Here is a 26,635-nt window from a genome sequence, read left to right on the forward strand (position 1 = left end):
GCATAAATTACGCCGAGCACCTGAAAATCACAGCGCCTGCACCGTCAACTGAAGCTTCTCAGCCACCGCCGCCTGCCCACTGTTCGAAACCACCGCCACACTCCCAAGTTCCGGCCGGAGGTACTTCTCAGCCACCCGCCGCAGGTCATCCAGCGTCACACCCAGAATTGCCTGGCGGAACGCCATGCGGCTTTCACGGGTGCGACCGAACAGACGGTTGTAATACTCCTGCTTCGCCGCCCCTGAAGGCGATACGGAGCGGTCCATGCTGCTGATCACGCCCAGGATGGATTCTTCCACCAGGCGTTCATGCAGCTCTTCATTGAGCATCCAGTCTACTGAACCGTCGAAGTCCTGCAGGGTTTCTTCCAGGCGTGGGTCACGGTAGGAGAAGAAGCGGAAGGAAGCGGACATCGGATCCTGTTCGGCACCGGCACCGTAGGCGCCGCCTTGTTCGCGGATGGCGCGGTGCAGGTAGGCGTTTCTGAGCACGCCAGCCAGCACGCACAGTGCCGGATGGTCGTCATGGCCACCGGGTACGGTGGGGTAGGCTTTGGCACAGAACTGCACCTGGGTGTTGGTGGTCCATAGTTCACGAACCGGTTCCCGGGTGGTGGGCAATGTCAGCGCCGCCTGTGCAGCATCGGCTGCTGGCGCCTGTTGCCAGGTCTGCTGCAGCGTCTGCAACAATTCATCGCGCTGGGCAGCTTCACCAATCAGCAGGAAGCGGCGTGGCGCCTGAGTAATGAGCTTGTGAATACGCTGGAACTTGTCCATCAGGGCATCCAGCTGGCTGTCATCGTCCAGTGACTTGATGAACTGCTTCAGGCGACGGATACCGGCCAGGCCGGTAAACTGGTGACCCAGCTGGGCAGTCGGGCTCATGCCGCTGGAGGCGGCAGAAACCGCCAGGCTGTGGCCGCGACCGGTCACATTACTGAGCTGACGGGCGCTGAGCTGGTTGAGCAACTCGCGGATGCGCTGTTTCTCATCAAAGCGCACCTTGAAGAAACTGTCATAGTGCAGCTGGCTCATTTCGCTGTGACGCGCCACCAGTGATTTGGAGGACAGCACCAGCACGGCCTTCATGTTCTGCTCGTTCTCCAGTGCGCTGCGCATGCTGGCAAAACAGTTCATACCCCCGGTCACGGCAGCCTGACGGCTTTGGATCTCGGCATAAGTCTCATCACCGACACCGAGCTCCGGATACAGTGTGCTGAACCAGGGCAGGGCGCTGAGCAGATCTTCCTCAAGTTCTGGCAAATCGACGATCACCTGCTGGTAGACCAGACCGTTAGTGCCCTGGGCATACCAGCTGACCGAACCAATGTCCGTGTCCAGCTCTTCTGCGGGGATGTCCGGCAGTTCAGCGGGGACGTCATCCAATGTGACTTTGGGCAGCATGCCGGGATCGTCTTCCTGCATCTGGCGCTCGTCCAGGCGCTTGTTCAGATCAATAATGGCAGCTTTTTCTTCATCGCTCAGGCGAGCCTGGATTGACGCCAGTTTGCTGGTCTCGGCGAGGATTTCGCGGTTGGCCAGTTCAGTATCCGGGGTCAGTGTCAGTGTGACACGGTGCTGATTGGACAGCAGCCAGCGCTTGATCAGACCAGGTATGAACTGCGGGTCTTTGATGTCTTCACGCAGCTGTGCCAGTGCCGGTTCGATGTCGAGCACCTCAAAGGGGTCGCCACGATGCACCACCGTGGGCAGGCCGGTCATCAGCAACTGCAGACCGTAAGGCGCGCCATCACCGGAGATTTCGCGCTGGTGCAGTTCCAGCTGATGCAACGCCGATTCGACGTGTGAGGCGTCGACGCCGTTTTCAGCCAGGTCATTGAGGGTGTCGAGCACCAGTTTCTCTGTTGCCGCGGCGGCATCCGGGTCGCAGCCTTCCAGGCCGCAAAGGAAGCTCATCTCGCGGTTGTTGTCTTCCAGGCCACACAATGGAGAAGGCGCCTGGCCAATTGCGCTGGTTTCCAGTGCCTGCATCAGCGGGCTGGCGCTGTTATCCAGCAGCACGGAGCTGAGCAGTTGTGCGCGATACAGCTCTGTCAGGTCGGTGCTCTCTCCCAGCAACCAGCCCATCACCACATGCGTCTGCTTGTCGACGCCTTCTTCGGGGTCAACCGCGTAGGACTCCTGCACTCTGACCGGAGCGAGGTAACGCTTCTCTTCCCCGGCGCTGAAATGCACTGGCAAGCGATTAAAACGGGCCAGCGCCAGTGCTTCAAAGTCGGCCTGAAGCTCATCAGCGGGGATGTCGCCATAGGTCATGAAAATGGCGTTGCTGGGATGGTAGTGCGTTTTGTAGAACTGTTTCAGTTCCGCGTAACTCAGGTCCGGAATATGGGCTGGCTCACCGCCACTGTTGTAGTGATAGGTGGTGCCCGGAAACAGGTAACTGCTCATGGTCTGCCAGAGTCGGGCAACCGGAGAACTCATGGCGCCCTTCATTTCGTTATAGACGACGCCTTTGTACTGCAGCTCACTGGCTGGATTGTCGTCTTCGCTAAATGCCAGGCGGTGGCCTTCCTGGGCAAAATCCAGCTCATGAAGATTGGAGAAAAATACTGCATCAAGATAGACATGCAGCAGGTTGTTAAAGTCTTTTCGATTTCTAGTGGCGAACGGGTAAGCCGTGCAGTCGCTGCTGGTAAAGGCGTTCATGAAGGTGTTCAGCGAGCGCCGGATCATGGTGAAGAAAGGGTCTCGAACCGGGTACTTTTCACTGCCACACAAAGCGGTGTGCTCCAGGATATGGGCGACGCCCTTGGAGTCCATGGGCAGGGTGCGCAGGGCAACCAGGAAGACATTTTCGGGATTGTCGGCGGCCAGGTGGAAATGCTTGGCACCGGTTTTGTTGTGCTCAAACTCCTGCATCTCAATTTGCAGCGAAGGAATGTTGTGGCTGCGCAGCCAGGTAAAGGCCGGATGTGCGTTGGTCGACGATTGCGTCATAAAGATTCCTGTTCGTGATTTGCTGATGGTGGTGCCGGGTCCGGAAAAATCGTGTGCACGGCAACCAGTTGGGCTTTGGCCTGACTCAGACATTCATGCAGGGCACGGGTCTGGTCTTTCAGATAATCGATTTCTTCTTCCCTTATATTGGGATTGCGCTGCTGTAATGCAAGCAGGCGTTTGATTTCGGCTGTCTGCCGCTCGAGCATGTGCTTGGAGGCCAGTGCAGCCAGCTTTTCGGTTTGCACCTGGGCGAGTTTACGCGTCTTCTTGGCCAGGCTGTTCAGTTTGCGCTGATATTCGGCCAGCACCTTGGTGATCGCCGGGCGGGCATCATCCACCGGACGCAGCCCACTATCCGTGTAAAGTTTCTCATTGCCGGGCAGGACGGAAAATTTACTGTCTTCATCCATCACCGCATGCAGAATAAACGCAGTCTCCGGCAGGTATTTGGCCAGCTGCAGATGTGACGGGGCGCTGACTTTGATGCGGAACAGACAGGTCATGATCAGATCGGTACGGGCGGGTATGGACGGCTGCCACTCCAGCAGGCTGACCGACGCCTTGCCCTGGTGTGATGACATCACCAGATCCAGGGCACCATTGATCATGGGGTGCTGCCAGGACAAAAAAGCACGGTCTTCACGGCGCACGGCCAGGTCGCGTTCAAAGCAGGCATCGATGCCATCTTCGGGCAGGCCGGGGAAGACCGGCAGCAGCATGTCATCGCTGGGAATCACAGTGTAGCTGCCGTCGAGGTTTGCTTCGTTGTGGACGTTATAGCGATCCAGTACCTGGACCATCCAGTCTTTCAGGCTGCTGTCCTGCTCGGTTTTGCGGATTTTTTCGATGACCCTGGCGGCAGTATCTGCATTGAAGGAATTCATTTCCAGCAGGCGATCACGACCTTGTTCCATGTCCTGTTGCAAGGCTTGCCGGCGAGTTGCTACGGCCTTGAGAAAATCCGGGAGCGATTGATCAGGGCCCTTTTCTGGATTCTCATCTGCACTCTCGTCTGCATTGGCAGGCTCGACAGCAGGTCCGGCGCCTTGAAGTTGTGCCTGCAGTGGTTCCCGAAACTCCTGCCACAGTCGCCAGCCGGTACTGGCAATCTGGGTGAAGGCATTGAGGCCCTGATCGTACCAGTGGAACAGGATGGCCTCGGGGCTGGCATTGCCGTCGGCATTATCGCGACGGTAAGGCACGTGCAGATTGACGTTTCCCTGTTGACCGATACGGTCCAGGCGTCCGATGCGCTGTTCCAGCAGGTCGGGGTTGTCGGGCAGGTCGAACAGCACCAGATGCTGGCAGAACTGGAAGTTGCGGCCTTCGCTGCCGATTTCCGAGCACACCAGGATACGTGCGGCTTCGTCAGACTCGTCGCCCGCAAAGTAGGCGGCTGCGCGGTCACGTTCCAGCAGACTCATTTTGCGGTTGAACACCGTACTGCGAATGCCGGCATGACGGCGCAGGTAATAGTCGATGGCAATGGCCAGGTCGTCACTGGCACAGATCAGCAAGGCCTTTCCGTCTACTGTGGGCAACCAATCGGCCAGCCAGGCCAGCTTTTGACTGTGTGGCGCCAGGCGCGCTGCTGATGCATTGTCTTCATCACTGGTCGATGGCAGCTTGGCGGCCGCAGCATCAGGGCTCAGCGGATGCGGGTGCAGCACCCGTTTGGGGAATCCTTGCAGGTTTTGACGGGTATTGCGAAACAGCACCCGTCCGGTGCCGTGCTGATCCAGCAGGTCGGCCAGTTGCTCCGGGTTGTCCGCAAATTTGTCCTGCAACTTGTCAATATCAGCGGCCACCTTCTGGTAGGCCTGTTGTTCTTTGAGAAAGGACGGGTAATCGTTGAAGCGGGCGGGGTCGAGTAGTTGCAACAGGGCGAAAAAGTTGGCGTTGCCCATTTGTTCCGGCGTCGCGGACAGTAGCAGCAGGCCTTTGCAGGCGGCGGCCAGGTGCTGAAGTGTCAGTAGCGTCTGGTCGCCGGTGCTGGCATTGTCCCGGGAAGCTGGCTGTGCCGTCTGTTTTGTCAGTTCTGTTTGGGCATCGGCAGGATCTGCGCCATTCAGTACGTGATCGGTTTCAAAATAGTCGGCTTCAATATGGGCGGCTTCAATATGATGGGCTTCATCAATGATGCAAAGATCCCAGCCTGCCTGACAGGCATCGGCTGTGTCGTTGCTGTTTGTGGCAAACAGGCTCAACGGGCAGAGCACCAGTTGTGCGCTTTGAAAAGGGTTGTCGCCGTCACTGTCGCGCAGGGCTTTGATCCGTGCCTTGTCGAGGATGGTGAACTTCAGGTTGAAGCGTCGCAACATCTCAACCAGCCATTGGTGAAGCAGGGCGTCCGGCACCACAATCAGGGCGCGTTTAGCCAGACCGCTGACCAGTTGCTGCTGAAGGATCATGCCGGCTTCGATGGTTTTACCCAGGCCGACTTCATCTGCCAGCATGACTCTTGGTGCATAGCGGCTGGCGACTTCATTGGCAATATAAACCTGGTGGGGAATCAGTTCGGCGCGGACGCTGCTTAGCCCCATCAGTCCGCTTCGCTCTGCCTGACCTTGCACGCGCAAGGCGTCGCGTTTGAGATTGAACCAGTAGTGTGATTCAAACTGACCGGCAAAAAGCCGATCCAGTGGGCGGTTCATGCTGACATCATCAGGTAGCAGCACTTCGGGCAGCGGGTGAGTCTCATCGCCCACGCGAACCTGGTAGACCAGCGTGTGCTGAGGGGTCAGATTGACATCAACAATTTCTGCCTGTTTGGCGTCTTCACGCTCCAGCATCTCGGCCAGGTCAATATGATGACCGGGTTTGAGGATCAGACGGGTCAGCGGGGCGCTGGCCTGGGCGTATTGACGCTGTTCTTCACTGGCGTTGAACTGCAGGGTCACGGTGCGACCCTGTATTTCACTGACGGTTCCGAGCCCTAAATCTGGCTCTGTGTCGCTGAGCCATCGCTGGCCCATTGCGAAAATTCGATTATTTGACATGCAATGACTCTTTACTGCGAGGCAGGAGACTGCTGTTCTGATGCTGCTGCCTTTGTTGCTGTTTTTTCACCCGAGTTATCAGTCTCATCAGGTGTTGTTGGCGGTTTTTCCAGCGTCAGCCGTCCCAGTTTTCCTTGCCTGTAATCATGCAGAAGGATTTCAGAAACACGGTGCCAGTCGACACCGTGACGGGTTTTACAAGAGCGGCGCATGGCCAGCTCGGTCATAAAGTCTTCTGCCTTTTCTGGCAGCTCTTTGAAGCCGTAATGCTTTTTCATGGCTTCAGGGAAATCGCGGATCAGGAATTCGGCGGTATCCATCGCGACATCTTCAAACACAATCGCCGTATTGCGAATGGCACCGGAAGCGGCCAGGCGCACGGCAGCGTCCTGGTCTTCCAGTTTTGGCCACAGCACGCCCGGAGTATCAAACAGGTACCACTGCTCGTTGAGCTTGATGCGCTGCTGTTTTTTGGTGACTGCCGGTTCGTTACCGGTGCGTGCCAGTTTTCGGCCCGCCATCAGGTTGAGCAGGGTGGATTTGCCAACATTGGGAATGCCGGCGATCACAGCGGTGTATTTACGCTTGGGTGGCAGGCCTTTGACCAGTTGCTGACACTGGGTAACGATTTGTTGTGTGCTCAGCGCCTTGGCGTCACCTTTTTGCAACTTGCCATTGGCCAGCGCCGCACAGCCTGTCTGGCTGTTGAGGTATTTGATCCACTCACGGGTGCGATGCGGGTCGGCCAGGTCGGCTTTGTTGAGGATATGCAGACAGGGCTTGTGGTGCTGGCGGCGCATCTTGTGCATCAGCGGATTGGAGCTGGCACCGGGCAGCCGCGCATCCAGTACTTCGATGACAACGTCTATCTGTTGCATCAGTTTGGCCAGCTCTTTGTTGGCCTTGAACATGTGTCCGGGATACCAGGATATGGCCATGGGGCAGTGAGTCTCTGTCTGAATCAAAAAAAATTTGCTGCGAATGATAACACGTGGGAATAAAGATTGAGGCAGTCCGTTATGAGGGGGGAAGGCGAGTGCTGAATGGTGAACTGTTCTCCAGGGATTTGGAGGCAGCATGAAGTACCCGCTCTGGAAAGTGACCAGAGACCTTTAGTCGGGTCTCACAAGGAACCCACAGTTCCGGAAGGAATCGGTGCTCTTGGTTCGGACAGCTTCATCGTCCCCCGCCAACGAAAGAGGTGGAGCTGTCTGAACCGATTTTTTTATTCACTTTTCCGTTGTTGTGCTGCCGGATTAAAGACAACGAATCCTCGGTAAGCAGGCATCGAATAGTCGGCACTCTTGTCGATGCCCCCGAAGGCTGTGCTATAATCTTGCCACATTTGGTCATAATGTTTGCTCGAAGTGCGAATATTGTGAAAGATTTCAATGTAATGAGGTAGTCGATAAGCATGTCAGTAGAAGCAGGATCGATGGCGCAGAAGATTAATGACAAGGTCACCGCCGCTATTGAGCCCGAGCATATTGAACTGATTAATGAGAGTCATATGCATGCCGGTCCGGCAACAGAGTCTCATTTCAAGCTGACCGCTGTCTCAAACCAGTTTGAAGGCCTCAATCCAGTCAAGCGTCACCAACGTATCTATGGTGTGCTGGCTGAAGAGTTGAAAGCGGGGGTACATGCCTTGGCCTTGCATTTGTATACCCCTGATGAGTGGCTGATCGCCATGCAAGAAGCACCCGACTCCCCAACTTGCCGAGGAGGCAGTTAAGGTCGGATACACTCAGCCCCTGTGTTATGAACCATGTCATAAACCCTGACATGAATCGTGACGCTAGCCTGAAAGTGAATTGCTCCGGATCTCAAAAGGAACCGGATCGTACAGGAACAGTAAAACTGAACTAGAGGACTGTTAATAGTGCTTGATTTATTCAAACATTCTCGACTGCCCATGTTGGCGCGTATTGGCGCCGTATCTGCGCTGGCGGCCTTCACCTTTACCGCCTTTGCCCAATACCGACAGTCAGAAACTTTTCTGGAAGACCTGACCATGCAGGATTTACTGCTGGAAGATCAGATGGTCCAGGAAGAACCGGAATTCATTGTCGAAGTCCCCGATTTTACGATTTATGAACAAGTTGATGAGCGCAAAGCTGCTTTTTTTGCCTTCATGACGGACTTCGTGGAAACAGAAAATGCCCGTCTGGCAGGTTTGCGTAAAGAGCTGCTGCCGATGTGGGGCGTGCTCAATCACGACCAGGAGCTGACCGATATCGAAGTCGCTCGCCTGTATGAAATTGCCAAAGGCTTCGGTTTCAGAAATGAAGTTGAAGCGATGATTGCCGCCCGGAACATTGAAGACGGCGTCGCTGGCGAAGATGAGAATTCAGATCAGGCAGCTCTGTCAGAAGATGCCGAAAGAATTCTGGCTGCCGGTGAAGTGCTGAGCCACTATGAGCTGGTTAAAGAGCTGGTTCGCCGTGTTGATGTCATCCCGACGTCCCTGGTGCTGGCCCAGGCAGCCAACGAATCGGGTTGGGGCACATCGCGTTTTGCCCGTGAAGGTAATAACATTTTCGGACAGTGGTGTTTTGACGAAGGTTGTGGCCTGGTGCCAAACCGCCGTGGTGAAGATGCCAGTCACGAAGTCCGCGCCTTTGCCTCAGTGGATGCCGCTGTGCGTGCCTATTTCCGCAACCTCAATACCCATCCCAGCTATGAAGACCTGCGCACCCTGCGCGCTTCCATGCGCATGCAGGGCCTGAAACTTAACTCCATGGTACTGGCACGTGGCCTGACTCGCTATTCTGAGCGGGGTATGGATTATGTTGAGGAGTTGCAGGATATGATTCGGATTAATGAGTTGCGGGAGCGCGACCGTGTTTTCATCAACAACGCGACGTAATTTCTGACAGGTCACTCGGTTCACGGCGCAACTGGTGTGTAGGTTCAAACGCCAGACGCGCCGTGAATACTTCCATGTAGGCTCGCTTCGGGCATCCATGCCCTCAGACGGTCTGGCTTTTTGAACCTACACACCAGCTGCGCCTCAAGTCAGTGCTACTCAGAATTTAAGAGTTTAGCGCTTGGTGACGGACGTCCTGTCCGCCGACATCCCTCCTGAATCACACGTATACCCGCCGGTCTTGTGCTCACTCACAGATTTTCAATATTGCTGAGTGTATTACGCCACAAATGACGCCGCGCTGTTTCAGGAGAGGTTTTCCATGCCCGCAGAAGGTCTGGCTCTTCTAACCTTATCTGCCAGGAACGCCTCAAGCCAGTGCTACGCCGATAATTAAGGCTTAAGCGCCCAGCGGGTATACGGGTGTTCACTCGGGAGCGCGCGTAAATCCATCCCTGGAGCGCTTGGCGGCGGACGTCCTGTCCGCCGACATCTCTCCTGAATCACACGTATACCCGCCGGTCTTGTGCTCACTCATAGATTTTCAATATTACTGAGTGTATTACGCCACAAATGACGCCGCGCTGTTTCAGGAGAGGTTTTCCATGCTCTGGCAGGAATCAACGGCACAAGGTCAGTGCATCATAGCTCAGATGGCAGACAATAAGACCACGTCCAGCATATCGCTGGTCGCTCGAGAAAGCGGGCGGACTGTCCGAAGCCGCCAGGCTGAGTTTCCGTCCGCCGAGCGACCAGCGATATGCTGTGGTCGTCTGCCATCTGAGCTATGATGCGCTGACCGCTCCACCCGAGTTTTCGGCTGCCGGGTGAGGGGCGCTAGGCAGTGGTCGGCTGAGATACGTAAAATGATGTCCTGACCGCCGCTCGAGAAAGCGGGCGGACTGTCCGAAGCCGCCAGGCTGAGTTTCCGCCCGCCGAGCGACCAGCGATATGCTGTGGTCGTCTGCCACCTGAGCTATGGTGCCCTGACCGACTCGCACTGATCACAGCCTCAATCCGCATTCTCAGGCGTAGACCGCACCCAGAACTTATTAAACCAGAAATACCGCCCATCCCCCCGCCGCGCGGTACAGATGTACCCAAATCGCCGAGAATTAAAGGTCGTACCTTCGTTAGGCTCAATCCGAAAATGCACCGCCTCCCGATCAATCCACTCAAAATTCAGCGGCTCGCCACTGGCATAGCAGCCAAGCTGGTCCACTGTGAAATCACCTGCCAGTTGTAAAGTGACAGCGGGGCGGCGGCTGTCTGTAATTGGTGAGCGGGGTGTTTGCTCTTTGATCTCAAAAGCCAGTGAGTTGAGTTTGGTGCTGGCGGTGTCGAGGCTGGCATAGATGCTGGCCAGCGGAAAACGGGGAAGGGCTTTGAAATCGGAGTGGTAGCCAACGGCACCCGAGTTCTGGGCGACGCCGATAAAATCAAGTTCGTCCAGCAAGTCGAGGATGGGTTGGTCAAATTCGCCGTAAGGGTAGGCCAGGATCTTGTGGTTCTGGCCGGTTTCTTCTTTGATGCGCGCTTCGGCGGTCAGAATTTCATCACGGACGCGCGCCATTCTGTCAGCTTCGCTTTCGCCGGGCTCGGCGTCAATCAGGTGCGGGTGATTGATAGTGTGGTTGGCGATCATGTGACCGGCATCAGACATTTCGCGAATCTGGTTCCAGGTCAGATAGCCGCTTTGCTGGTCGTCGACTGGCTGGGTGCTGACAAACAGTGTCATCGGGTAATCAAATTCGGCCAGCATGGGCATGGCAGTGGTGTAAATGGATTCGTAGGCATCGTCAAACGTCAGTACCGCCACTTTGTCTGGCATCCCGGCCTGGTTTTTCAGGGCGTCGAGCAGATGATCCAGTCGCCAGACCGCAAAATCATTGTCTTGCAGGTATTCCAGGTGAGCACGGAAATCGGCAGGTGAAATGCTGGTGGAAGGCGGAGTGTCTTCTGAAACATGGTGGTAGACGGTGATGACGGCATGCTGCGCCAGGGCGGGCAGGGGCAGGAAAGTCATTGTGGCTAAAATGGCGATGATCAGTGCCGGGAACTTTATCGGTACGAGTCGGGTTTTTCTTGGTGTCATAACGTCTGCTATTCCTGTTGTGCTTGCATCATACTATTCTGTGTCAGTCAGGGGGCGGAAAGCCAGTCCCAATCAGGCCTGAAAGACAATTTAATTGACAGTAAATCCTTTATCCCCAAGGCGTTTTATGGTATAAATCCGCCCGCTGCAAAAGTACCCTTGGCGCTGGTCGAGGAGTGCGCAGTAAATCAAACCATAATGTCACACACGTTCCGACACATTAGCCTGGGTGCCCGCAGGCTTCATTGCCACGACAGTGCACAATGAACAACGGGTTGGCTGATGGGGTGCGTGGAGGCTTAACCCGATAGAAATAGGTATTTACTTATGACATCAGTATCCATGAAGGACATGCTGAAGGCAGGCGTTCACTTCGGTCACCAGACACGTTACTGGAATCCGAAAATGAAGCAGTACATCTTCGGCGCTCGCAACAAGATTCACATCATCAACCTCGAGCAGACAATCCCTGCGTTCAACGAAGCCCTGGCTGCCGTTGAAAGCCTGGCTGCCCGTAACAAAAAGATTCTGTTCGTCGGCACCAAGCGTTCAGCTGGCAAAATCATCAAAGAGCAGGCCGCTCGCGCTGGCATGCCTTACGTTGATCACCGCTGGCTGGGCGGCATGCTGACTAACTACAAAACGATCCGCGGTTCCATCAAGCGTCTGCGTGACCTGGAAGCCCAGGAAGCGGACGGTACGATGGATCGCCTGACCAAGAAAGAAGCCCTGATGATGCGCCGCGCCAAAGAAAAGCTGGAGCGCAGTATTGGCGGTATCAAGGATATGGGCGGTCTGCCAGACGCACTGTTCGTGATTGACGTTGATCACGAGCGTATTGCGGTAACAGAAGCCAACAGCCTCAAGATCCCTGTGATCGGTGTGGTTGATACAAACTCTGACCCGGTTGGCGTTGATTACGCTATTCCAGGTAACGATGACGCCCTGCGAGCCATTCAGCTGTACGCATCGACGGTTGCTGATGCTTGCCTGTCAGGCCGTACGACTGGCAACAAGGTTGGTGACAGCGAGTTTGTCGAAATTGATGATAGCGAAGAAGTGGCTGCAGCACCTGCTGCAGAAGAAGCATCCAAAGAAGAAGCGCCTAAAAAGGCTGAGGCCTAAGACGCTTATGGTGCCGACTCTGCTGAGTCGGCACAGTGGATTCCCACCACTTGCCGTTATAAAAGAAAAAGGGGCTTTGCCCCTTTTTTTTGAGTGGCTTTCCCCCTTTGGGCGGAAAGGGCATCAATAACGGCGACGGGATACGAATTACTGGCTGCAATTTGAATTGATTATCTGATTAAACGAGGCAATAAGGTTATGGCAAACATTACAGCAGGCATGGTCAAGGAACTGCGTGAGCGCACCGGTCTGGGCATGATGGACTGTAAAAAGGCGCTGGTTGAAGCTGGCGGTGACATGGAGACAGCAATTGAAGATCTGCGTAAAGCATCAGGTCTGAAAGCTGCCAAAAAAGCCGGTCGTACTGCCGCTGAAGGTGTGGTACTGACTAAAGTTGCAGAAGATGGCAGCTACGCCGCCGTTCTGGAAGTGAACAGTGAGACTGACTTCGTTGCTCGCGATGACAACTTCATGGCTTTTGCCAACAAGACAATGGATAGCGTTTTCTCGCAAAAAGAGAGCGACATTGCCAAGCTGCTGGAAGCGGGTCTGGAAACAGAGCGTGAAGCACTGGTTCAGAAAATTGGTGAAAACATTAACCTGCGTCGTGCTGAAATTCTGGAAGGCGACGTCGTTGACGGTTATGTTCACAGCAACAACCGCATTGCGGTACTGGTCGCGCTGAAAGGCGGCAACGCTGATCTGGCGCGTGATGTGGCTATGCACATTGCAGCGGTTAACCCGATGGTTATCCGTGGCGAAGATGTGCCTAAGGACGCACTGGACAAAGAGCGTGAAATTTTCACGGCTCAGGCCCAGGAAAGTGGCAAGCCAGCCGAAATCATTGAGAAAATGATTGAAGGCCGTATCCGTAAGTACGTTGCGGAAATCACGCTGGTTGAGCAGCCTTTTGTAAAAGACCCTGACACAAAAGTTGGCGCACTGCTGAAAAACGCCGGTGCAGAAGTGGTAAGCTTTGTCCGTTATGAAGTGGGCGAAGGTATCGAGAAAGAAGAAGTCGACTTTGCTGAAGAGGTTGCCGCTCAGGCAGCAGCCGCTAAAAAGTAAGCTTAAAGTTATCGACGATGCCTTAATCGTCGTTAAAAATAGCTAAGCTGTCTTGGTTATACGTTTAACGCATAATCAAGGGTAATAGAAGTCTGCCGGGCGGGATCGCCCGGCAGGTTTGACTGCAATACAGGCCTGGGTTTTATCGAGCAGGCCTGACCTCCAGTAAACAGTATCGACAAGGCTGACGATCATGGCAAAAGCTGAGAAGAAGTATAAACGTATACTATTAAAGCTCAGCGGTGAGGCCCTGATGGGCGATGCGGAATTCGGCATCGACCCCAAAGTGCTTGACCGTATGGCAGTAGAGGTGGGGCAGCTGGTCGGACTAGGTATTGAGATCGGCATGGTCATTGGCGGTGGCAATCTGTTCCGGGGTGCTGCGCTGCATTCAGCGGGCATGGAACGGGTCACTGGCGATCACATGGGTATGCTGGCCACTGTGATGAATGCCCTGGCGATGCGCGACGCACTGGAGCGTGCCGGAATTTCAACGCGCGTGATGTCAGCCATTCCGATGAGCGGTGTGGTCGAACATTACGACAGACGGGCAGCTATCCGTCACCTGCGTGGAGGTGATGTGGTGATATTCGCTGCCGGAACGGGCAATCCGTTCTTCACAACCGATTCTGCAGCCTGCCTGCGTGGCATTGAGATTGATGCCGGGCTGGTTCTCAAGGCGACCAAAGTGGATGGTGTTTTCTCGGCAGACCCGATGCGGGTGCCGGACGCCATCAAATACGACTATTTGACTTACGATGAAGTGCTGGACAAGAAGCTGGGGGTTATGGACCTGACGGCGATTTGTCTGGTGCGGGATCATGATATTCCGGTTTGCGTGTTCAACATGCAGAAACCCGGTGCCTTGCTGAACAGCGTGATGGGGTCAACAGATGGTACCCTGATCGGTTTGAACAGCACGGATCAATAACAGGGGATAAGACAACGATGATTGAAGACATTATCAAGGACGCCGGTCAGCGAATGGAGAAGTCCATTCAGTCACTTGAGACGGCTTTTAACAAGATCCGTACTGGTCGCGCACATCCCAGTTTGCTGGATGGCATCCAGGTCCCGTATTACGGTGCGGATACGCCGTTAAACCAATTAGCCAATATCACAGTGGAAGAAAGTCGCGTCCTGGTCGTAGTACCATGGGAGCGACAACTTATCGGTGATGTTGAAAAAGCGATTATGAAATCTGACCTGGGTCTCAACCCTTCGAATAATGGCGAATCGATCCGTATTCCCATGCCTGCTCTGACGGAAGAAACCCGTCGTGGGTACACCAAGCAGGCCAAGGCAGAAGCAGAGAATGCCCGGGTGGCGATTCGTAATATCCGCCGTGATGCCAATAACCAGGTTAAAGACCTGCTCAAGGAAAAAGAAATCAGCGAAGACGATCAGCGTCGCGCCGAGGAACGTATCCAGAAGCAGACTGACAAGCATATCGCCGATGTGGACGCAGTCTACGAAGAGAAAGAAAAAGATCTGATGTCAATATAAGAAGCGAGCGGATGACAAACACGGACAGTCAAAGCGAAGTCACGCACAAACAACCCCGACATATCGCGATTATCATGGATGGTAATAATCGCTGGGCTCGTGGACGCGGATTATCAGGTGGAGCCGGACACCGGGCCGGTGCAGAAATTGCGCGCGACGTGGTGCACGGCTGTGCAGATCGCGGTATAGCGTACCTGACATTATTTGCTTTCAGCAGTGAAAACTGGTTTCGACCGGACAAAGAAGTGAAAGGTCTGATGGCGCTGTTTCTGAGTGTGCTCAAGCGCCATGAGATTAAGCAGATGCATGAGCGTAACATTCGCCTGCAGTTTATTGGTAAACGTGATGATTTCTCGCCACGATTACAGAAAAACATGCGTGAAGTGGAAGAGCTGACGCGACACAATACTGGCCTGGTGGTTACAGTGGCAGCAGATTATGGCGGTCGCTGGGATATTGCCCAGGCCTGCCAGGCTGTGTCCCGGCAAGTGCAATCCGGGCATATTAATGTTGAAGACATTACGCCGGAGCTGTTGCAGAATTTTGTCAGCATGGGTGATGTGCCGGAACCGGATTTGTGTATTCGCACTGGTGGGGAGCGACGCATCAGTAACTTTTTGCTCTGGCAATTTGCTTATACAGAACTGTACTTTACTGATTGTTACTGGCCGCAGTTTGATGAGACTGAACTTCAGCAGGCTATTGATGATTTCAGCCGCCGGAAGCGCCGATTTGGCCGCGAGTCCGGCAGTGATGAACAAGAAAAAATAACGTAATTAGTAACGTTAGCAGTAACGTTAGAAGTGGCGTTAGCAGCAGCGTTAGCAAAAAACGTATAAGGGAGCAGGTTTTGCTCAAACAACGTGTTATTACGGCAGTGATCATGCTTGCCGTCCTCTATGCCGGTACAGCCTGGCTGGCCTTGCCCTGGTTTGCCGGTTTCCTGACCCTGATTCTGTTACCCGCCCTGTACGAGTGGGGTAAGTTAATGGGGTTGCGACACTGGCAGCACCATGCCACCTGGTTTGCATTATTCGGCAGTTGCCTGCTGTTTACCCTGACCGCACTGCGCCTGCCGGTGATGGGGCTGGATGATGTGCAGATTGGCGGTGCCACCGCCGATTACGAGCCGCTTTCCGTGAATGGTATTGTCGCTATTTCTGCCCTGGCTGTGCTGTATTGGTTATGGGTGTTCTGGACTATTCGCAGCTACCCCGGTGGCAGTCGTCGCTGGCAGGCACGCTGGAAAATCGGTTTGATGGGTATCGCCTGCCTGATCCCAAGCTGGGTCGGACTGGTGTACCTGAAAATGCTCAATGAAGAAGGCTGGCTGGTACTGATTCTGGTGGCGATGGTGAGCGTCGTTGATATTGGCGCGTTTTTCGCTGGCTCCATCTGGGGCAAGAAAGAAGGCCGTCGACCACTGGCGCCGGCGCTCAGTCCCAAGAAGACCTGGGCCGGGCTCTGGGGTGGGTTGGTGAGTTGTACGCTGTTTACCTGGGGTGTACTGGCCTGGATACATTTGCAGTACCGCGAACTCTCCGCCAGTGTTTGGGCGCTGTTGATGATGATTTCCCTGTTGTTGGCGGTTTACTCGGTGGTGGGTGACCTGTTCGAAAGCATGCTCAAGCGTCACCGGGGCATCAAGGACAGTGGCCGAACATTACCCGGGCACGGTGGTGTGCTGGATCGCATTGATAGCCTGTTGGCGGCAACGCCGGTATTTGTGCTCGGCATTGCCTTGCTCAGTCGTGTGCTGGAGGTTATCTGATGGCGGCTGAAAACGGCGTACCATTGCCGGTTCAGTCATTGACTGTGCTGGGTTCAACCGGTTCCATCGGTGTTAACACACTGGACGTGGTGGCCAGGCATCCTTCCTTGAAAATATATGCCCTGACGGCCGGTAGTAACGATGGTTTGATGCTTGAGCAGTGCCTGGCATTTTCACCGCAGGTTGCAGTGATGGCCGATGCGGCCGCTGCAGAGCGATTGCAGGTGGCGCTGGCAGATGCCGGCTGTCAGACCCGGGTGGAGCAGGGCGAGGATGCGCTGGCGGCTGTCGCTGCCGCTGAATCGGTTGATACGGTGATGGCGGCCATTGTGGGTGCGGCCGGAACGCTGCCAGCACTCGCGGCTGCCAGGGCTGGCAAAAAAGTGCTGCTGGCCAACAAGGAAGCACTGGTCATGACCGGTGAGCTGTTTATGCGGGCAGCCCGCGAAAGTGGCGCCACGGTCCTGCCGATCGATAGTGAACATAACGCCATTTTTCAATGTTTACCGCCCAATGGTCAGACGGAACCGGGGTGCGATTTGCGCTCCCAGGGCGTGCGTCGGGTTGTCCTGACTGCCTCTGGCGGACCGTTTTTGCATGCAGACCCGCAAACTCTGGCCTCAGTGACACCGGCGCAGGCCTGTAATCACCCCAACTGGTCCATGGGACGCAAGATTTCCGTGGATTCGGCCACCATGATGAACAAGGGGCTGGAATATATCGAGGCTTGCTATCTGTTTGATTTGCAGCCGTCCCAGGTGGATGTGGTGATTCACCCGCAAAGTATCGTACATTCCATGGTCGAATATCATGATGGTTCGGTGCTGGCCCAGATGGGTAGCCCGGATATGCGAGTACCTATTGCACACGCGCTGGCCTGGCCACAACGGGTGGACTCCGGCGCCAGTTTTCTGGATCTGGCGACCAGCCCTGACCTGCAGTTTTATCAGCCGGATCTGGAGCGTTTCCCCTGTCTGGCACTGGGTATTGAGGCCGCACGCCAGGGAGGCTATATGCCAGCCACACTGAATGCCGCCAATGAAGTGGCCGTGGCCGCTTTTCTTGACGGGCGATTACGATTTACCGACATCGCCACGGTAGTCTCTGAAACGCTGGCCCGAATCACTTGTACAGAGCCACTGTCACTGGCTATGATTCAGCAGGTGGATAAGGAAGCAAGAGCGGTTGCGACCGGTCTTGTCAGCAAACACGCGTAACCCCTTGTATTACACGGGAACAGGAATTATATGCTGCAAACCTTGGTCGTAAACGTCCTGGCTTTGATTGTGACCCTGGGAATTCTGGTCACGATCCATGAGTTCGGGCATTTCTGGGTGGCTCGCAAATGCGGTGTCAAAGTACTGCGCTTTTCCATTGGTTTTGGTAAAGCGGTCAAAACCTGGGTCGGAAAAGATGGCACTGAATATGTGATCGCACCGATCCCCCTGGGTGGCTATGTCAAAATGCTGGGGCAGGATGACACCAATGCCGAAGCCGGCTCCCAGGTGTCGGAAGACGAGAAACATATGGCCTTCAATTACAAACCGCTGTGGCAGCGGTTCGCGATTGTTGCCGCCGGGCCCATTGCCAACTTCCTGCTGGCAATTTTTGTTTTCTGGGTCATTAATGTGGCTTACGGGACGCGTGGCATTTCCCCGGTTATCTCGCACGTTGAGCCGGATTCACCCGCCTGGGAAGCAGGACTGCGTGAAGGTGATGAAATTACCGCCGTCGATGGCAAGCCGGTGTCACTGTGGCAGCAGGTCAACCTGAAGCTGCTCGACCGTCTGGGCGAAAGCGGCAATCTGATGATCACTGCTATTCCGGCGCAATCGCGCCAGGGCGCTGTTTCTGCCACCGATAACCAGTCCACAGAGACGTTTGCTGTTGCTATCCAGAACTGGATGGGCAATACCACGGAGCCCAATCCGCTGGGGTCACTGGGCATTGTTCAGTACGAGATTCCTCCGGTTATCGATACCATCGTGCCGGGTGGTCGGGCTGAGGCTGGCGGGCTGCAAAGCGGCGATACAGTGGTGTCAGCCAATGGCACTGATATCAGAAGCTGGTCACATTGGGTCAGCATGATTCAGCAGTCACCGGAACTGCCACTGGATGTTGTTGTCCAACGCGAGTCGGAGTTGGTGGCGCTGGAAATTGTGCCGCAGGCAACGGAAGCCGCCGACGGTACACAGATGGGACGCATTGGTGCGGGTGTGCAGATCTATGATCTGTATAACTCATTGCCAGCGGAGCGTCGCCGGGAAGTCTCGTTTAATCCATTGTCAGCCATCGGGCCGGCCATGGTGGAAACCTGGGACAAGTCGGTGTTCGTGCTCGATTCCATCAAGAAAATGGTGATCGGCCTGATTTCAGTCAAGAATATCAACGGTCCGATTACCATTGCGCAGGTCGCTGGTGAAACTGCCAGCTATGGCCTTGAGGTGTATCTGGGCTTTCTTGCCATACTCAGTATCAGTCTTGGTGTGCTGAACCTGTTGCCAATCCCGGTACTTGATGGTGGCCATTTGTTGTATTACATCATAGAGGCTATCATACGCCGTCCTGTGCCAGAGCGAGTTCAGGCAATGGGTCTGCAACTGGGATTGCTGATCGTAGGCAGCATTATGGTGTTGGCGTTGTATAACGACGTCAGTCGCTTGATGTAATCAGAATTAAGCGAATATAGAAAGAGTCCGGATTTAAGCGAGTTTCATGATTAATAAACGAGTCACTACCTTGCTGGGGAGCTCTCTGTTGTCCCTCAGCATCTCGCTGGCGGCACAAGCCCAGAACAGCGATAGCTTCATCATCGATGATATCCGAATAGACGGATTACAACGTATCAGCCCCGGGGTCATGTTCGGGTTGCTGCCTATTTCCGTGGGGGATCAGATGCAGCCAGGTATGGCTGGTCAGATCATCCGTTCCGTGACCGAATCCCAGTATTTTGAGGAAATCGAGGTTGCCCGCGAGGGTGATGTGCTGTTGATTACGGTACTGGAGCGGCCTTCGGTCAGTGAAATCAATATTTCCGGTAACGATGTGCTTGAGACCGAAGATATTCTCAACAACATGCGTGAAGCGGAAATCTACGAAGGCGGTATCTTTACCCGCTCCACGCTGGAGGCCATCAGTCAGGGCATTCAGGAGGTTTACTCTTCCCGTGGCCGTTACGGTACCACAGTAGACATTGAGGTCACTGAACAGCCGCGAAACCGTGTTGCCATTGACATGACCGTGAATGAAGGCGAGGAAAGCCGCATTCAGGGTGTCAATATTGTCGGCAACCAGACCTATCAGTCGGATGAACTTAAAGATCTGATGGAGCTGGGTACCAAGCCCTGGTGGTTACCGCTGAGCCGTCGTGATCGTTATTCGCGCGAACAGCTGGAAGGGGATCTGGAAAACCTGACCTCCTATTATCTGGATAACGGTTACGCCCGTTTCAATATCGATTCCACCCCGGTGGCGATTACCCCGGACAATGAAGACATTTATATCACCATCAACGTCAGTGAAGGGCAGCAGTATCAGATCAGCAATGTTGATCTGGTCGGTGACCTGGTCAACGCTGAATCGTTGCTGCGTGCCTATACGCTGGTCGGGCCGGGACAATCGTTCTCCCAGGCTCTGATTACCGCCAGTGAAGAATACATGACCCAGATTCTGGGTAATCTCGGCTATGCTTTTGCCACGGTAGAAGGCGTGCCGGAGATTAATGACGAAGATCAGACCGTTGAAGTGATTTTCTATGTGGATCCGGGTGCGCGCACATATGTGAACCGTATTAACTACGCTGGTAACTTGAGCACCGCTGACGATGTCCTGCGCCGGGAAATGCGGCAGCTGGAAAGCGCTCCGGCCTCTAGCCAGCAGATCGAGTTGTCGAAAGTGCGCCTGGAGCGCCTGGGCTATTTCTCGACAGTGGAAGTGGATACGGTTGAAGTGCCTGGCACCACGGACCAGATTGATGTGAACTTTGATGTGCAAGAGCAGAGCTTCGGCAGTGTTTCTTTCAGCGTCGGTTCCGGCGGTGGTGGTAACTGGTTTATTGCCACAGACCTGCAGGCGGAAAACTTCCTGGGTACCGGTAAAACCGTTTCTGTCGGTTTGAACCGCAGTTATTACTCCAGCAGTGCCAACTTCTCCTACGTGGACCCGTATTACACGCCCGATGGCGTCAGCCGTGGTTTCAGTGTTTATGCCCAGAAGCAGGACGGTTTCCTGAACGTATCCAGCTTCTCGACCACGTCTTACGGTGCGGCAGTCAACTTTGCCTACCCGATCAGTGAAATTGAGCAGATCGGTTTCAACTTTGGTTTTGGACATACGGAATTGTCAGCCTATGGCTCTTCAGCCCAGGAAATTCGACGATCACCGACTTTGTTCGATGGAGTGGACCGTTACATTATCAGTGAAGCCAATACCAACCCCTGGAATGGTCCGCTTTCTGATGCGGTGACTGCGCCGTTGAGTGATTTGCCCGAAGAGTACAAGTACCAGACCGGTGCCCCGGGTTTTATCGATAAATACGGTCGCGAGTTTGATAACTTTACCTTCTCCACGAACTGGATTCGTAACACACTTAACCGCGGCCAGTTGGCGACCCGGGGTACCTTCCAGCAGGCGCAATTTGAGTTCTCGGTACCGGGTTCAGATCTGGAGTACTACCGCCTGACCTATAACGCTGATTACTACAAACCGTTATTTGGCGATGACTGGGTGTTCCACCTGCGTGGTAACCTGGGTTATGGCGATGGTTATGGCGATACCGATGAGCTGCCATTTTTCCAGAACTTCTTTGCCGGTGGCCTGACCTTCAACGGCGTGGTCCGCGGCTTCGAGGAAAACAGCCTTGGTCCGCAGAGTACTCCCCCTGTGGTTTTGGAAACGGGCTTTACAGAGCTGGCCACAGACGAAAACGGTAATGTGCTGGTGGGTGAGTCAGGTCATGCCAATAGCTTTGTTCGGGACAGTGGGGCCTATTTGACAGTGCCTGTCCCCGATGCCAATGGTGACCCCTTGCTGGATGAAAACGGTAATCCGGTATTGCAGCTGGCAACAACCACTTATCAGTTTGACCGTGACCGGGATAATTTCGGGGGCAACTTCGTGACCGCCGGTTCGATGGAACTGCTGTTCCCGTTACCGTTTGTCACCGATCGCAGCCGGGTCCGTTCCAGTGTGTTCTTCGATGTCGGTAACGTGTTCTCCACTGACTGTACTACCCAGCAGTCGTTAGAAAGAAACTGCAGCGATTTCAGTATTGATGAACTCCGTTACTCGGTCGGTGTGGGGGTGACCTATCTGTCGCCCTTCGGTCCATTGACTTTCTATCTGGCCAAGCCATTTACCCGCGGTGAAGAGGACGATACCAAGTCATTCGACTTCACTATTGGAGCAGGATTCTGATAGCGGTGGTATAATCCGCCGCAATCCAGCCAGACAAATTCAACGCTAAACACAGATAACAATTAGGGTGAAAACATGAAGAAGTTAGTATTACTGCTTGCAGCCACATTATTTGTCAGCACTCAGGCAGTGGCCCAGGACAACCCCGTTGTGGGCGTGATTAACCTGGAGCAGGCGCTGTTTAATTCTGACGCCGCACAGTCACTGGAACAAAATACTCGAAGCGAGTTTCAGAGCGACGAGCAGCGTTTAGAGCGTCTGAACACAGAATTGCGTGAAATCATCGAGCGCGCCCAGCGTGACGAATCTATCCTGAGCGAGCAGGAGCTGCGTGAACTTAACGCTGATGCCGAAGAGAAACAGGTTCAGATGCAGTTAATTGCCGAGCGTCTGCAAAACGCCTGGAACCAGCGTCAGCAGCAGTTTGTTGAAGCTAATCGCCAGTTACTGGGCCAGGCCATTGAAGCCGTGGTCGAAGAAGGCGAGTACGATCTGGTACTCAATGCTGAGGCGGTGGCTTACTTCAATAACAGCTACAACATCACTGCGCTGGTAACGGCCAAGATCAACGAACTGGCGCCGTAAGCGGCCCGGTTCGATCGGAAATTGCCTCAGTGACGGTGACGGAGTCCGCTTACTATACGCTGGCAGAGCTTGCAACACGCCTGAGAGTGTCGTTAAACCCGGCCGCTGAGGCAGCGTCAGAGACGCGAATCTACGGGCTGGCCACCCTGGCCAGTGCCGGAGAAGGGCAGCTGAGCTTCGTCAGCAATCCGCGTTATGTCAGCCAGTTGTCTTCCTCAGCCGGAGCGGCCTTTATTGTGCCTGCCAGTCTGGGGCAATCAGAAAATAGACCCTGCCTGCTTTCGGAAAATCCTTATGTTACCTATGCGCTGGCATCGCAGCTTTTTGCGGCGCTGCAGGAGCGCATGGCTGGGCGAGAGGGTGATACCAACAGCGAAGCAGGTCATGATTCTGCTACAAATACAGGGATGGGTGAGAACAAGACCCTTGTTCATCCCTCTGCCTGTATTGCTGATGATGTCACACTGGCTGCCGGTGTTCGCATTGGTCCGAATGCAGTCATTGAGGCAGGGGTCAGTATTGCTGAGAACTCCATTATTGGTGCCGGCGTTGTCATCGGCAGAGACTGCCGGATTGGCAGGGAATGTCGTTTCCAGCCAAACGTTACGCTTTACCATGAAGTGCACACGGGTGATCGTGTTTTACTGCATGCTGGTGTCGTGCTGGGTGCAGATGGGTTTGGTTTTGCCTTCGATGGCACAAAATCCGTAAAAATTGCCCAACTTGGGCGCGTTATTCTCGGTGATGATGTAGAGGTTGGCGCTGGCTCCACCATTGATCGTGGTGCATTGGACGACACGACCATAGGTACTGGAGTGAAAATTGATAATCAGGTACAGATCGGCCATAACTGTGTGGTAGGCGATCATACTGTGATTTGTGGCTGTACAGCGCTGGCTGGCAGTACAAGAGTTGGACGTTACTGTGTGATAGGGGGGGCAGTTGGTATTACCGGCCATCTGTCGATATGCGACAAGGTGTCGGTCAGCGCCATGTCGATGGTGACACAGTCTATTACCGAGCCCGGCGTGTATTCCTCGGGCACATTGCTACAGGAAAGCCGGCAGTGGAAAAAAAATGTGCTGACCCTGAACAAACTGTCGGGTTTGTCCAGAACGGTACGGAATCTGGAGAAGCGGTTGCCGCAAGAGCGGCCGCCTGAGTCGGGAAACGAGTTATGATGATGAATGTGGAAGAAATCAAAGAGTATTTGCCACAGCGCTATCCATTTTTGATGGTGGATCGGGTTGTCAGCATGGAGTTGGGCAAGTCGATTGTTGCCTATAAAAATGTGTCGGTTAATGAACCGTTTTTTAATGGTCATTTTCCGGATTATCCTATCATGCCCGGGGTGATGATTATTGAAGCGCTGGCCCAGGCCGCTGGCGTACTGGGCTTCAAAAGCCAGGAAAAAAAGCCCAAAGATGGCTATCTGTATTATTTTGTTGGTTCGGACAAGGTTCGTCTGAAGCGTCCGGTTGTGCCGGGTGATCAGCTTCAGCTTGAAGCGACGGTTATCACAAATAAACGTGGTATTTACAAGTTTGCATGCCGGGCCTCCGTCGGTGGTGTGACAGTGTGTGAGGCGGACATTATGTGCGCAGAGAGGAAGCGAGAGCAGTGATAGATTCGCGAGCAATTATTGATCCATCTGCAAAGCTGGCTGATGATGTGGAAGTGGGCCCCTGGAGTATCATCGGGCCGAACGTTGAAATAGGTAAAGGGTCGGTTATTCAGTCTCATGTGGTCATCAAGGCCAATACGATCATGGGAGAAGGTAACCAGGTCTATCAGTTTGCTTCTGTTGGTGAAGACCCTGCTGACAAAAAATTCGAAGGCGAAGACACCTGGCTGAAAATCGGTGACAACAACATCATCCGTGAAGGTGTGACCCTGCACCGTGGTACGGGCAGTGGCGGTAACTGGACACGCATTGGTGATAACAATCTGTTTATGGCTTATGTCCATGTGGCCCACGATTGTATCGTCGGTAATAACACCGTGTTTGCCAACAATGCTGGCATCTCCGGCCATGCAGAGATCGGCGATTGGGCCATTCTGGGTGGTTTTGCCGGGGTGAACCAGTTTAGAAAAATTGGCGAGCATGCCATGGTTGGCGGTATGACACATATCGCCCATGACGTCCCTGCCTGTGTGATTGTCAGCGGCAGCCCGGCATCTGTGCGCAGTGTCAATATGGTGGGGCTGGAGCGCCGGGGTTACAGTGCAGAACAGATTCGTGCGATTCGCCAGGCTTTCAAGATCGTTTACAAAAAAGGTCTGCAATTACAGGAAGCCATTGTCGAACTAAAAGCGATGGTTGCCAAGCACCCGGAAATAGACCCTTTCCTGCAATCCATTCTGGCTGCGACCAAAGGCATTCATCGCTAATGTCCTGCTGGAGAGTGTCTGTATGGAGAGCATCATGCTGATAGGCATGGTGGCTGGTGAGGCGTCAGGAGACATTCTTGGCGCCGGCTTGATTCGCGCACTGCGCAAGCACTATCCCGAGGCTCGCTTTGCTGGCGTGGGTGGTCCGAGAATGCTGGCCGAAGGCTTCGAGTCTATTACGCCCATGGAGCGTCTGTCCGTGATGGGCTTTGTTGAGCCCCTGGGGCGTCTTCCCGAATTGTTAAAACTCAAAAAAGATCTGGTATCGCTGTTTCAGCGAGAGTCAGCCGCCGTGTTTGTGGGGATTGACTCGCCTGGCTTTAACCTGCGCCTGGAGCAGAATCTGCATGATGTCGGTATTCTGACGACTCATTATGTCAGCCCCAGTGTCTGGGCCTGGGGGCAGAAGCGTATCTTCAAGGTCGCCAAGGCTGTTGATCTGATGCTGACGCTGTTCCCTTTTGAGCAGGAAATATACGACAAACACAACATTCGTTCCGTTTGCGTTGGTCACCCTTTGGCCGATGATCATGACCCGGATGTTGATGTGCTGACACAGCGACTGGCTGCACAATCCGCGTTATCACTGGCTGCGCCGGGTAATGCTGCGGAGCAAACGCCATTGCTGCGCTACATTTGCCTGATGCCAGGCAGTCGCGGCGATGAGGTCAAGCGCCTGATGCCAGTCTTCCTGGCAGCGGCTCAACGCTGTCTGCAGGATGATGCTTCGCTGCGGTTTGTCATTCCGGCTGCCAATGAAGCACGCAAGTTGCAGATTGAAGCGCTGTTGGCAGGGCTGGACCTGAGGCACTGCTTTACCGTACTGGATGGCCAGTCACATGCGGCGATGCAGGCCTCAGAGCTGATTGTCATGGCCTCTGGTACTGCGACTCTGGAAGCTTTGCTGCTCCAGCGACCGATGATTGTGGCCTATAAAATGTCATGGGGAACCTGGCAGTTGGCCAGACGTCTGGTGAAAGTCCCTTATATTTCATTGCCTAACCTGCTCGCTGGGGAAGAGCTGGTACCAGAACTGTTGCAGGATGAAGCCAGTGAGGCGCGCATTGCACAGGAAATGAGTAAAGCGCTGGCATCCCCGGCACGGCAACAGGAGTTGCAGGCACGATTTCGTGATATTCATAAAACCCTGCGCCGTGACGCGGACACCAGTGCTGCCCAGGCTATTGCTGAGCTGCTATGAGCCTGACACAGAGCGTATTTGAGTTTGAGCAGGGGCATGCCGTTCAGCATCGGCCGGAACGCACCGCTGGTGTCGATGAGGCCGGACGTGGTCCGCTGGCAGGTGCCGTTTATGCCGCGGCTGTGATCCTGCCGAAACACTATGATTTGCCTGGCCTGACTGACTCCAAGAAATTGACCGAACGGCGCAGGGAACAGTTGTTTGATGCGATTCAACAGCAGTCTGTGGCTTATGCCATCCATGCAGTCAGTGCCGCTGATATCGATGCGATGAACATTTTTCAGGCAACCATGCATGCCATGAAATCAGCTGCCGAAGCGCTGGAGACAGTCCCCGAATTTGTGTATGTTGATGGTAATCGTTGCCCGGAGTGGTCATACCCGTCAGCGGCACTGGTTAAGGGTGACAGCCGTCTGGGCTGTATCGCTGCTGCCTCGGTACTGGCCAAGGTGGCACGGGACCGGGAGATGCTGGCACTGGATGCACAATATCCCGCTTACGGCTTTGCCCGCCATAAAGGGTACCCGACTACAGTGCATCTGGCGGCCCTGATAGAGCACGGGCCTTGCCCGGCACATCGCAGCAGTTATGCACCGGTCGCCCGGGCAATCGAACGTTTCCAGAACCAGAAATAACGACCAGACCA

Annotated in this window: 21 protein-coding genes; 17 read left to right on the top strand and 4 right to left on the bottom strand. The window is 54.4% G+C overall.

What is annotated here, in order from left to right; all coding sequences use genetic code 11:
- Window positions 1-27: 27 nt before the first annotated feature.
- From PSCS_RS09080 to ylqF, 3 genes are read right to left on the bottom strand one after another with little or no spacing between them, the layout of a single operon-like run.
- Window positions 28-2,961 carry an insulinase family protein gene (locus PSCS_RS09080; RefSeq protein WP_068811798.1) on the bottom strand — a complete coding sequence of 978 codons (2,934 nt, stop codon included), beginning with the start codon at window positions 2,959-2,961 and terminating at the stop codon, window positions 28-30.
- Entirely contained in the window at window positions 2,958-5,963 is a 3,006-nt protein-coding gene (locus tag PSCS_RS09085) for an SNF2-related protein (protein WP_068811799.1), read from the bottom strand. Before PSCS_RS09085 ends, PSCS_RS09080 begins: the two co-directional genes overlap by 4 nt.
- Before the next feature lie 11 nt (window positions 5,964-5,974).
- Window positions 5,975-7,042 carry a ribosome biogenesis GTPase YlqF gene (gene ylqF / locus PSCS_RS09090; protein WP_082866364.1) on the bottom strand — a complete coding sequence of 356 codons (1,068 nt, stop codon included), beginning with the start codon at window positions 7,040-7,042 and terminating at the stop codon, window positions 5,975-5,977.
- Between the two features lie 335 nt (window positions 7,043-7,377).
- Between ylqF and PSCS_RS09095 the strand changes: the two genes are divergently transcribed.
- Window positions 7,378-7,698, top strand: a complete 321-nt coding sequence (locus PSCS_RS09095; protein ID WP_068811801.1) for a BolA family protein — start codon at window positions 7,378-7,380, stop codon at window positions 7,696-7,698.
- 147 nt (window positions 7,699-7,845) lie between these two features.
- Window positions 7,846-8,832 (top strand): glucosaminidase domain-containing protein, encoded by a 987-nt coding sequence (locus PSCS_RS09100; RefSeq protein ID WP_068811802.1) that lies wholly within the window; start codon window positions 7,846-7,848, stop codon window positions 8,830-8,832.
- 1,012 nt (window positions 8,833-9,844) lie between these two features.
- Here PSCS_RS09100 and PSCS_RS09105 read toward each other — a convergent pair.
- The gene (locus tag PSCS_RS09105) at window positions 9,845-10,927 is read right to left on the bottom strand and encodes a polysaccharide deacetylase family protein (RefSeq protein WP_082866363.1); all 1,083 of its coding nucleotides are present in this window, start codon (window positions 10,925-10,927) and stop codon (window positions 9,845-9,847) included.
- Window positions 10,928-11,254: 327 nt separating this feature from the next.
- On the opposite strand from PSCS_RS09105, the gene rpsB reads away from it, so the two are divergent.
- The 15 genes from rpsB (at window position 11,255) to rnhB (ending at window position 26,624) form a co-directional block, all read left to right on the top strand.
- On the top strand, window positions 11,255-12,052 hold the full coding sequence (gene rpsB, locus PSCS_RS09110) for a 30S ribosomal protein S2 (protein WP_068811803.1): 798 nt from the start codon (window positions 11,255-11,257) through the stop codon (window positions 12,050-12,052).
- A gap of 198 nt (window positions 12,053-12,250) precedes the next feature.
- Window positions 12,251-13,120, top strand: coding sequence for a translation elongation factor Ts (tsf, locus tag PSCS_RS09115; RefSeq protein ID WP_068811804.1), 870 nt, complete (start codon window positions 12,251-12,253; stop codon window positions 13,118-13,120).
- Between the two features lie 193 nt (window positions 13,121-13,313).
- Entirely contained in the window at window positions 13,314-14,051 is a 738-nt protein-coding gene (gene pyrH, locus PSCS_RS09120) for a UMP kinase (protein ID WP_068811805.1), read from the top strand.
- Window positions 14,052-14,068: 17 nt separating this feature from the next.
- A complete protein-coding gene (gene frr / locus PSCS_RS09125) occupies window positions 14,069-14,626 on the top strand; it encodes a ribosome recycling factor (protein WP_068811806.1) in 558 nt (185 codons plus the stop codon).
- Between the two features lie 11 nt (window positions 14,627-14,637).
- On the top strand, window positions 14,638-15,402 hold the full coding sequence (uppS, locus tag PSCS_RS09130) for a polyprenyl diphosphate synthase (RefSeq protein WP_068811807.1): 765 nt from the start codon (window positions 14,638-14,640) through the stop codon (window positions 15,400-15,402).
- 74 nt (window positions 15,403-15,476) lie between these two features.
- Window positions 15,477-16,397, top strand: coding sequence for a phosphatidate cytidylyltransferase (locus PSCS_RS09135; RefSeq protein ID WP_068811808.1), 921 nt, complete (start codon window positions 15,477-15,479; stop codon window positions 16,395-16,397).
- Window positions 16,397-17,614, top strand: a complete 1,218-nt coding sequence (gene ispC / locus PSCS_RS09140; RefSeq protein ID WP_068811809.1) for a 1-deoxy-D-xylulose-5-phosphate reductoisomerase — start codon at window positions 16,397-16,399, stop codon at window positions 17,612-17,614. The genes PSCS_RS09135 and ispC overlap by 1 nt, the downstream gene beginning before the upstream one ends.
- Before the next feature lie 30 nt (window positions 17,615-17,644).
- Window positions 17,645-19,066 (top strand): RIP metalloprotease RseP, encoded by a 1,422-nt coding sequence (gene rseP / locus PSCS_RS09145; protein WP_068811810.1) that lies wholly within the window; start codon window positions 17,645-17,647, stop codon window positions 19,064-19,066.
- Between the two features lie 46 nt (window positions 19,067-19,112).
- Window positions 19,113-21,812 (top strand): outer membrane protein assembly factor BamA, encoded by a 2,700-nt coding sequence (bamA, locus tag PSCS_RS09150; RefSeq protein WP_068811811.1) that lies wholly within the window; start codon window positions 19,113-19,115, stop codon window positions 21,810-21,812.
- Window positions 21,813-21,887: 75 nt separating this feature from the next.
- On the top strand, window positions 21,888-22,397 hold the full coding sequence (locus tag PSCS_RS09155; protein ID WP_068811812.1) for an OmpH family outer membrane protein: 510 nt from the start codon (window positions 21,888-21,890) through the stop codon (window positions 22,395-22,397).
- 29 nt (window positions 22,398-22,426) lie between these two features.
- Complete coding sequence (lpxD, locus tag PSCS_RS09160; RefSeq protein WP_317621799.1) at window positions 22,427-23,578, top strand: UDP-3-O-(3-hydroxymyristoyl)glucosamine N-acyltransferase; 1,152 nt, start codon at window positions 22,427-22,429, stop codon at window positions 23,576-23,578.
- Window positions 23,578-24,021 (top strand): 3-hydroxyacyl-ACP dehydratase FabZ, encoded by a 444-nt coding sequence (fabZ, locus tag PSCS_RS09165; RefSeq protein ID WP_068811881.1) that lies wholly within the window; start codon window positions 23,578-23,580, stop codon window positions 24,019-24,021. Before lpxD ends, fabZ begins: the two co-directional genes overlap by 1 nt.
- Window positions 23,994-24,788: an acyl-ACP--UDP-N-acetylglucosamine O-acyltransferase gene (lpxA, locus tag PSCS_RS09170; RefSeq protein WP_317621800.1), complete on the top strand. Its 795-nt coding sequence runs from the start codon at window positions 23,994-23,996 to the stop codon at window positions 24,786-24,788. Before fabZ ends, lpxA begins: the two co-directional genes overlap by 28 nt.
- A 22-nt stretch (window positions 24,789-24,810) precedes the next feature.
- Complete coding sequence (gene lpxB / locus PSCS_RS09175; protein ID WP_068811814.1) at window positions 24,811-25,989, top strand: lipid-A-disaccharide synthase; 1,179 nt, start codon at window positions 24,811-24,813, stop codon at window positions 25,987-25,989.
- Window positions 25,986-26,624: a ribonuclease HII gene (gene rnhB / locus PSCS_RS09180; protein WP_082866361.1), complete on the top strand. Its 639-nt coding sequence runs from the start codon at window positions 25,986-25,988 to the stop codon at window positions 26,622-26,624. Before lpxB ends, rnhB begins: the two co-directional genes overlap by 4 nt.
- Window positions 26,625-26,635: the final 11 nt, after the last annotated feature.

This window comes from Pseudohongiella nitratireducens (assembly GCF_001642735.1).
In the GTDB taxonomy this organism is placed as follows: domain Bacteria; phylum Pseudomonadota; class Gammaproteobacteria; order Pseudomonadales; family Pseudohongiellaceae; genus Pseudohongiella; species Pseudohongiella nitratireducens.